Source organism: Microcoleus sp. BM001215392 (genome assembly GCF_036700185.1).
GTDB lineage: Bacteria > Cyanobacteriota > Cyanobacteriia > Cyanobacteriales > Microcoleaceae > Microcoleus.
In genome coordinates, this window is record NZ_JAUBOJ010000491.1 from 2,816 (window position 1) to 4,650 (window position 1,835).

The 1,835-nt window shown below is 48.7% G+C and carries 1 protein-coding gene; it reads right to left on the reverse strand.

The features are described from left to right. Positions 1 to 277: 277 nt before the first annotated feature. Positions 278 to 1,678 (reverse strand): hypothetical protein, encoded by a 1,401-nt coding sequence (locus QT974_RS31305; RefSeq protein WP_333472273.1) that lies wholly within the window; start codon positions 1,676 to 1,678, stop codon positions 278 to 280. Positions 1,679 to 1,835: the final 157 nt, after the last annotated feature.

Below are 1,835 nucleotides of genomic sequence, written 5' to 3' on the forward strand. Positions count from 1 at the left end.
GCGATGATTCCGACAGGAATTTTGCGATGATTCCGACAGGAATTTTGCGATGATTTTGACAGGAATTTTGCGATGATTCCGACAGTCCGACAGGGGTTAAAACCCCTGTCTCATAGCGAAAGTCGGTTGAAACCGACTGCAAGATTTTTTACTTTTTATTGAAATTCTTTGAGTCCTCTTTCAGAGGACTTTAGCTTTGAGCCAGGGGTTTTAACCCCTGGCGGACTCGGGGAGTGACGAACTCGGCAGAATGGGGGAGTAGCAGCTAAATCCTTGCTCAAAATTCATAACTTCCCAAACCCAATGCTTGACGAGATCGACTATCAAAACTCGGATCGATTTCCTTCGCCTTTTGAAAATAAGCGCGAGATTCGGCATCTTTTCCTAAAGTCTGAGCGATCGCACCAGCCCGGTAAAATATCCCTGCATCCCGAATTCCCGATCGCACAATTTCGGCCATCACCCGATCGGCTTTTTGGAATTCCCCAGCGCTAAAAAGCGCCCAGGCGTAGATATCCAGCGTTACAGCATCCCTGCGAATTTTCACCTCATCCTGCATTAACAGCAGCGCTTCAGCGACATCCTGCGATCGCCCTTTTTCCAGCAACAAACTCGCCAAATCGCGCCGATGTCCAAAACCGCCAGAAACCTGTTCCTGTCGCAGCCCAGCTTCTGCTTTGTCGCGCAGTCTCCCCGAGGATCTCGCATCTCCCTGCAAATCCTTCACCCTCGCCATACCGCGATCCACCAGGCGATCGAACACCGTCGCAGCCTGGCCAGAATAGGCAGAAACCTTGCTGTAATTAGCCTCTGCTTCCCGATAATTGCCTTGGCGCGCCTCCAAATCCGCCAAATAAATCAGCGCTAGCGGGTATCGCGGAACTAACCGCAGCGCTTCCAAAAATAGCGCTTTCGCCTGCACAAACTGCCCGCGGCGGGCGTAAAATCGACCTAAGAGCGATCGAACTCGCGCCGATCCAGCAATCTCTCCCGGTTCCTCCGCAGCCATTGCTTGCTGGTAATCCTGCAAAACCTCCGCATCTCGCCCCTGAGACTCTCTCACCAATGCTCTTAATGTGAGAGAGCCTAAGTTAGGAATCCTATTAACTAAGGTTTCTGCCGCTATACTTGCCTCACTAAGCTTTCCCGTGGCTAAGTGAGATGTAACGGAAAGGGCGATCGCATCTTCATTGTCAAAACCCACCTGTTTCGCAAAGCGCAAAGCCGTCGCAAAATCGTGTCTAGCCTCAGCAATTCGAGCTAAAACTAGCAGCGCACCTTTGTTGTCAAAAGGCAAAAGGGCGATCGATCTTTGGGCCGCTTGTTCGGCTAATAAAAACCAACCACCTTCCCCAGTTACGCGAGCCATTTTCAAATAAGCACTCGCCAAAGCAGCCCGATTCAAACCACTCTGGGAATCCACAGCCAATCGCTGCTGGTAAAAAGCCATTTCTTGCTGAATAGCTTCCTTTTGATTCGGATTATTTCTCAAAGTTGCCGAGAACTGATAGCGGTAATTAGCATCAAGATTTTTCGGAGTTTGGTTGGCAAGTTTTTCTGAGATTTCACGCAGATTAGGCAGCAAATTAACTGCGACAATTCCCACTATCGGCAGTCCGATCAGAAGCAGCCACCAGAAAATATCAGATTTAGGTTTTTGTGATTTGTTCGCTGTCATTATATTGTAGGGTGCGTCATTATTAAAAAACATCTTTTATTGTGGAACAGCTATCCAGCCATCAGCCATCGGGTGCAGCGGATGAGTGCAAGCAAATATGTTTGTAGGGGCGAAGCATGACCGCAGTCAATATGAGATGATAACTAATAACTTATAT

Coding starts and splice junctions, on each gene's coding strand:
- QT974_RS31305 (WP_333472273.1), bottom strand. CDS start 1,678: ATGACAGCGAACAAATCACAAAAACCTAAATCTGATATTTTCTGGTGG.